The sequence below is a fragment of the Acidovorax sp. SUPP1855 genome, assembly GCF_030158955.1.
Lineage (GTDB): Bacteria > Pseudomonadota > Gammaproteobacteria > Burkholderiales > Burkholderiaceae_C > Paracidovorax.
On the sequence record NZ_BQXI01000069.1, the window covers coordinates 1 to 7,130 of the forward strand.

The 7,130-nt window shown below is 61.3% G+C and carries 7 protein-coding genes; 2 read left to right on the forward strand and 5 right to left on the reverse strand.

All coding sequences use genetic code 11. The annotated features are described in order from the left end of the window. Positions 1-649 precede the first annotated feature (649 nt). From AVMA1855_RS26270 to AVMA1855_RS26290, 5 genes are all read right to left on the reverse strand, one after another. Entirely contained in the window at positions 650-1,510 is an 861-nt protein-coding gene (locus AVMA1855_RS26270; protein WP_284427975.1) for a hypothetical protein, read from the reverse strand. A 487-nt stretch (positions 1,511-1,997) separates the two neighbouring features. Beyond that, entirely contained in the window at positions 1,998-2,231 is a 234-nt protein-coding gene (locus AVMA1855_RS26275) for a hypothetical protein (protein ID WP_272552770.1), read from the reverse strand. 30 nt (positions 2,232-2,261) lie between these two features. Then, on the reverse strand, positions 2,262-2,534 hold the full coding sequence (locus AVMA1855_RS26280) for a hypothetical protein (protein ID WP_284427976.1): 273 nt from the start codon (positions 2,532-2,534) through the stop codon (positions 2,262-2,264). 5 nt (positions 2,535-2,539) lie between these two features. Further along, entirely contained in the window at positions 2,540-2,860 is a 321-nt protein-coding gene (locus AVMA1855_RS26285) for a hypothetical protein (RefSeq protein ID WP_284427977.1), read from the reverse strand. Positions 2,861-2,943: 83 nt separating this feature from the next. Then, entirely contained in the window at positions 2,944-3,360 is a 417-nt protein-coding gene (locus tag AVMA1855_RS26290; protein WP_284427978.1) for an XRE family transcriptional regulator, read from the reverse strand. Positions 3,361-3,561: 201 nt separating this feature from the next. On the opposite strand from AVMA1855_RS26290, the gene AVMA1855_RS26295 reads away from it, so the two are divergent. Both AVMA1855_RS26295 and mobH read left to right on the forward strand, forming a co-directional pair. Continuing rightward, positions 3,562-4,149: a hypothetical protein gene (locus AVMA1855_RS26295; RefSeq protein WP_284399700.1), complete on the forward strand. Its 588-nt coding sequence runs from the start codon at positions 3,562-3,564 to the stop codon at positions 4,147-4,149. Next, on the forward strand, positions 4,146-6,809 hold the full coding sequence (gene mobH, locus AVMA1855_RS26300) for a MobH family relaxase (protein ID WP_284427979.1): 2,664 nt from the start codon (positions 4,146-4,148) through the stop codon (positions 6,807-6,809). Before AVMA1855_RS26295 ends, mobH begins: the two co-directional genes overlap by 4 nt. The last annotated feature ends 321 nt before the right edge of the window (positions 6,810-7,130 follow it).

Below are 7,130 nucleotides of genomic sequence, written 5' to 3' on the forward strand. Positions count from 1 at the left end.
GCCGTGCCAATGACCGCAGCCCGTGCCGCTGCACCTGCCGCCCTTGCGTGCGCCTGCCCCATGAATCCACCACCTGTAGAGAAAACGCCCGCAAGCCGAAGAGACTGCGGGCCAAAGACGTCACCCAGCCGGGCAAACGTCGCCAATGGCCGGCAGTGTCTTTTTTGTGGGGGGTGGCCTCAAGCCGAAACCCTCCGCTACGTGGCGGACGGTTTACGCTTGACGCGCGTTCCGTCAGATGGTAGGCAAGAAAAGCTGCGGAATTCCGTGAAATACCGTGGGTGAAAGGCGCATGCAGGAGAAAGGCGTCCCCCGAGGGCGGGGGCCTACGGGCAAAGGGCTTCCTACGGGGTGAAGGGGCCTATCCAAAGGGCATGCGTCCTCCTCAAATCGTCGGACGCATGAAAGGGCCTACGGGGACGGGGGAAAGGGCTTTGACGGGCGAGGAGTCATGGGCCGGCGGCGGGGCGCCGGCCCATGATCCCGAAAGACCCTGCGACAGCCCGGGCAGCAAGGCGGTCCAGCAGTTCGTGGGCGGAGAGTGAAAGGGCACTCATGTATTTCGTGCCACACACGAAGTCGAATCAACTATCGAACTGCGCTGTTCAAGAATGCGTGAAGAATTTTGCCGGCATCAATGATGACGCAATCACATATTAAAAATCCAACCATTATCCGTTTTCTTCATCCATATCTTGTAGTGCAGTTCAAAACTCCCTCCCAGCGGCGTTTTATTCCTGTTGATATTTCCACGCGCCATCTCCTCCATAAATACCCGCTCTGCGAATAGACCTCGAATCGCACAAAGGCGAGAGAAGTCTTCCACCAATGATCTACGCATTGCAGCAGACTCACCTCCGGAGTTGGCAAGGCTTAATTGCAATCCATAAAGCTTTTCACTAAGCGGTTTGATCTGATCATCGTAGCGGCTGAGCGATTCGTTCATTTTCTTGTGGATTTCGCTGCTCATGCGAAACCGCTCTTCCACACTGGCTCTCAAATGTGCGTCTGAATTCCGGTAAGTGGAGATGTCTCTCTGCGCCGCATCCACCTCCTCTCGGCGACGACCTTTCAGTTCCTCAACCCGTGTATTGAGACTTGATATTTGATCTGAAAGGTTTTTGGCGCGAACCCTGCTTTCTTCTTCGATCTTTTGGGCTTTCGCGCTACGTTCACTTGCATTGGGGACCGGCTCGATATTCAGCACGAAGCTGACATCCACCAGATACTTATTAACATCAGATCCCTGCTCTCCGTTCAACCGTTTGACGTCTTTGATTTTTGCCAGGCTGCAAGAGGCAAAAGCGTCCTCCAGCCCCTTTCTGACATCCTTTTCACTTGGAGAGTTCGATGAGCAGCCCGTCATGAAGATCGCGCAAATACCAACCAATAGACACTTCCCAAACATCATTCCTCCCGTATTAATGCATTTCATGTTGAATGAATGCGCTGAACCACGTGAGTCCGCGCGCAGTTCGATTCTGCCGTAAAGGTTCTGCGAATAGCTCATTGCCGACTTGAAAGCCAGCTTGTATTAATTGTATTTTGTAGTGCAATACAACATACAATCAATCAACCCCAGGGCTCGCATCGAGCAGATGCTGTCAGGCATAATCACGAGTTCAACTGTGGGTGCTGCGCTCAGGCGCCCGGAGGAAAATTTGCCGCCTCGCTATGACGCTTGCAAATGCATACGCAAGTGCTGGCATCAGCGAATTCAACTGATTCAGGGAAGGCAAGCGAATTGGTTGCAGCGTCAATGCAATGACTGCATTCGTCAATCAAAAACGGTTTTGGCAGCCCATGATGGCTCCCGATGCACCTCATGTCGATTGGCCGGCGCCTCTCTACGGTTCATTCGACAGCAGCTGCAGCATGACCGAAAGGCTCGCGGCAAGGTGGCTTGCCCCCAATGACTGCGAAAGCTGATGCAGCACGCTGGGCGCACCAAGAAAAAAGCCCGCACGAGGCGGGCCGAAGGGGTGGAGTAACTTGATTCAGTGCCAGAGTTTGGTGATCGCGGCAAAGAGGCCCACAGCAGCAAACATGGTGCCGACGCACCATTTGATGACGTCCGCTTTCAATTCCCCGCCATCAGCTTTAGTGAACAGTTGAGCTGCATGCAAGGTGTAGCGCTTGTCGATCTCCTTGTTGATCGATTCGGCCACGGCTTGCGCGTCCTCGGGGGACACATTGATCTTCACCAGTGCGCGATAGATTTCCAATTCCATGTTGCCAGTTTACTCCCCAACAACTCAAGATCAACGCTCCCGACCTGGAGCAATCTGGATCGTCTCCACGCCCGTTGCTCGCCGAGGCGAGAGCCAGTGCACCCACAGTCCCCGCATCCAGGCGATGGCGTACAGCACGCACACCACGAAGATGCCCCATTGGTCGGCTTTCCAGGCGGCATAGAACCAGAAGGGCTGACCCAGCATCCCGAAGATGCAGGCCCACCGCGCTTGCGCTGGATCACGGGACTGCGAGAGCCAGGCTGCCGCAGCGCCCAGAATGGCGATGGCGATCTGGTCCACGGTGGTCAGTCCAGCCGGACCTCGAAGTAGCCGTCCTCGGCCTCGCCTTGCAGTTCGCGCATGCCGGCCTGGCGCGCTGCCGCGGCGGCCTTCGCCCAGCGGTTGATCGTCGCCAGGGCCAGCGCGCGGGCCTCGGGCGATGCGTCATCGTCCTCCTGCTCCTGGATGCGCTGCACGGATGCGAGGGTTTCCACGACACCCTCCGGCCCTCCGAGCAGGCGCTCCAGGGAGCGAGCGTAGGCAGCCTCGGCCGCAATGCGCTCACGCGCGGGCAGACTTGCGCTGTCGCACAGGACAACGCAGTAGCGGGTGTCGGTGGCTTGCATGGTGAACTCTCCGATAGCTGTTTAAATACCCAGTATAAAGCCCAGCAAATCGGACCGGCATTCGGGTTTGACCCTGAACACAGTCACTTCCGTTTTACGCCCAGTTCATGAGCGCGGGCGATCGTCAGGATCACGTCCCGAGCCAGTCGCCGTTCCTTGACGGGCAATGCAAGGTAGAGGTCAACGACCTGGCGATCGTCGTAGCCAACCTCGGTCCAACCATTTCCGATGCGTGCCGCCGAAGCAGCCGGGGAGGGTGCCTTGGCACCTGCCACCAGTTCTTCTATCGGGACACGCAGCCAAGTGGAGAGCGTCTGCAGCTTGGGATAACTTGGCAGGGTCTCGCCTTGCAGCCAGCGACGCACGCCATGCAGGGTCATGGGCTTGCCCCAATACCGGGTGTTGAATCCGCGTTCCAGCACTGCGGGCTTTGGTGCGTAGCCAGCCGCCTCCATGGCGGCGCGTAACTTAACGGCAAATAACTGCTTTACATTCTGCATCCAGTCACGCTATGCAGAAGTTCGATGCCTGGCGTGACTGATGCCAAAGTTAACTCGATGACGTAACTATTAATTAGTTTAATCTGCTTCGTTCATGCTCTAGCAGATCGGCACCGCGTTATCAAGCGTAAACCCTCCGCGACGTCGCGCAGGGTTCTCGCTGGCCTGCCTGGCCCGTTGTCAATACAGTGCTGCGCCATCATGGAAGAAGCACTGGACCCAGAATTCTCGCCGCCCAGCCCTGCGCGGCAACCGCGACTGAGGGCGCAGCACAGCAACCCCGCCCCCAACGCGGGATGGCCGCACTCCGGCCGCGATGCGCTGGATCACGCCCACGCGGTCTACGCGATCGTGCAGCATCTGTCCTCGCTGGGCCTGGCCAACTGGACATCAAGACTGCTGCAATGGCTGGGCCGCTACGACGGGCTGGAGCGCCACCTAGAGGACTGGCAAGCACCCAACATCTGCGTTCGCGACGTGTTGCTCCGGCATGTCTGCCGCATCCCCGGTGAAGCTGCCGCAAGTTTGGATGTTCGGGTGGCCCACGCCCGCCGGCTTGCCATCGTGCAGGATCTGCTGACCCTGGACCTGGTACGCGTGCGCGCCTGGTGGGGCAATGAACACCGGCCCGAGGCATCCGCGTGCTTGTGGAGTCCGCTGGAGCAGTGCTGGCTGGACTTCATCGAGATGCCGCATGGAGACGAGGACTGGCTGTGCGTCGATGACAGCCGCCCGGCATCCAAGCCATGGCTGGAGCAACTGTCCCGCTACCTGCTGGCACCCGCATGAAGCGATCGCTCGAATGGCTTCGCAGCCGATGGGGCGATGCAGGCCGAATGCTCGGCGGGCAAGGCGCGCCCGCACGCGCCTCCCTTCCCGCCGCGGCACCCACACCGTCCACACCCAGCCCACCCACCACGCCGCGGCGCATCGCCGTGGAGGGCTCGGAGCAGGGGTGGCTGCGCCTGCTGCCCGCCGATGAGTTGCTGGGGTGCGTGAACGCGGACAAGGCCATGCAGGACATGTGGCGCCAGTCGCGCCTGGCGCAAAGCGTATGGCAGCGCGATCTGCTGCCCGCGATCCACCGCTACGCAGAGATGGTGCAGCTGATGCCGGCGTCCGAGGCCCATCACCACGCGCATGTGGGCGGGCTGCTGGCCCACACCCTGGAGATGCTCCTGGCGGCCATGACCTGGCGCAACGGGCACTTCTTGCCCGAAGGGGCACCCATCGAGCAGATCGATGCCGAGCGCGACGAGTGGACCTACGTGGTGTTCTTCTCCTCGCTGCTGCACGACATTGCCAAGCCGATGACGGATCTGCGCGTCACGTGGCGCACGCCTGGGGCGACGGAGCGCACCCGGTGGAATCCGATCGGGGGACCGATGACGCGGATCGAGCCGGGCAGGGCGGCAGAGTACCTCGTGGAGTTCGCCCCCAAATCCGCAAGGGACTATGGCGCGCACTCGCGCCTGGCGGTCACGCTGCTGGGCCAGATCGCACCGGCCACGGCGGTGACGTTTCTCGCGCGCCGGCCGCACACGCTGGAGGCGCTCACCCGCTTCCTCTCGGGGACGAAGGATGGCCTGGTGGCCAGCATCGTCGGCCGCGCCGATCAGGCATCGACCCAGCGAGCCTTGCTGCACGGCAGCCGGGCGCGGTTCACCACCAGCAATGCGATCCCGCTCATCGACCTGCTGATGAATGCGGTGAAGGCCATGCTGCGCGCGGGCACCGCGCTGCCGCTGAACCGCTCGGGCGCGGCGGGCTGGGTGCATGACGGCTCGATGTGGTTCGTGGCCAAGCGCTTGGCCGATGGCGTACGCACCTGGATCAAAGACCATGCTCCCGAGGAAGCCGTGCCGGGCGAGGCCAAGAACGACCGGCTGTTCGACACCTGGCAGGAGTACGGCTGCATCGAGGTGAATCCGCACAGCGGCCAGGCGATCTGGTACGTGACGGTGCAGGGTCAGGCCCAGGATGCAGCAAGCAGTGCCGACAGTGCAACAGACCCGCAGGAAGCTGCCGCAACGCATCAGGACACGGTTGCAGCAGGCTACAGCCACTCGCTGACCATGCTGAGGTTTCCACTGGCCAAGCTCTATGACGATCCGAGCCAGTACCCCCAGCCGATGGCCGGCCGCATCGTGGTGCGGGACAAGCGCAAGGATGAAGCAGCAGGAGAGGACGACCAGGAGGATGGGGCAGGGCAGGTGTCGGTGCAGCAGGGCACCGAAAGCGCTGATGCAGCGCGTGCATCGAGGCAACCCGACAAGGATGCGGCAGCTCTCGCGCCAGCGCCCCAACCTGCGGCATCCCACACGCCGGAAGCTGGATCAAAGCCCAACAAGCCCAAGGCTGCGGCAACTTCTCAGAAACCCAACGAGAACCAGCTCAAGGCCCCCGCGTTCAACCGGCCAAAGCCCAAGCCTGCATCGAACGGCAATGCGCAGGAGACTGCGGCAACTCCTGCAAACGTTGCGCCATCAACTGCGCCAGCATCCGCCGCCACGGCCCTTCAATCAGTGCAAGCACCCACCACTGCCGAAGCGGCCAAGCCGCCGGCGCAGGCGAAGGTGCCCCAACGCATCGAGCCCACGTTTCCGCCACTGGACGATGTGATCCGCATCGGGGGCAAAGACGACGGCTTCGACGTCGATGATGGATGGCTGGACGAGGACGACGACGTGCGCACCGCCGCGCCCGCGCCGGTGCGGCCCAGCATGCCGGCAGCGCCATCCAGGCCACCCCTGGTGGCGCCCAAGAATGCGCCAACGCCGAACGGCAAGAAAGCACCTGCAGCGCCGACACCGGAACAGTCCGTGCCCAAACCCAAGGCTGCATCAACAACGAGGGGGCCCGCGCCGGCGTCGTCGCCAACGCCAGCACCCACCACGGCTCCATCCACGGCAACGCCGCCGGCGCGACCCGAGCCCGGCTTCGTGCGTCCGCTCTTTGGCGTGACCCCAGAAACGTCTGCGCGCACGCCGCCCACGCCCGTGGTCCTGGCGCCGCACCTGCCCGAGCTGCCCCACGAAGCAGCCGCCCGCAAGGTCGAGCCCAGCGAGGTCGCCATCGCCTTCATGCGCTGGCTGCAAAACGGCTTGGCCAGCCGCGAGATCAAGCACAACGAGACCGGCGCCGCCGTGCATTTCGTGGAAGAAGGCATGGCGCTCGTCTCGCCGCTGATCTTCAAGCTCTACGCCCGGGAGACCGGGCCGGCGACCCAAGCCGACGCAACGGGCCTGCAGGTGCAGCGCGAGGTCATCAAGGCCGGCTGGCACCGCATGACCTCTGGCCAGGGCAAGGGCCGCGTGAACATCCTGCGCTACCAGGTCATGGGCCGTGGCGGCGCCAGCGTCGGGAGGCTCGCTGCCGTCGTCCTGTCCGAACCCGACCGCTGGGTCGTGCCGGTGCCGCCATCGAACCCGGTAATCAAGCTGGAGTGATCAACCATCGCACACCGAGTCAGTTTGAAGTCAGAAAAGAATCGTCTTGACACAAAGCCGGCGGTTCGACGATTGACACCGGTAGCTGGATGCACCTACAGTCCACACCGTGCGATTCAGCGCGGAGGTGGTCGCAAATGATTTTATCTTCATCTATCTGTCGGGATATTGATCCCATTTTTTAATATCTACTGACTAGATACGATGTATATTCTCAAGCACCTCTTTTGAGGGTGAAAAATAATCAAATTTGATTATTTTTAGAATATAAAAAGATAGAAATATTGCGCCGACCCCTCCGCGCTGGATCAGGTACATAAC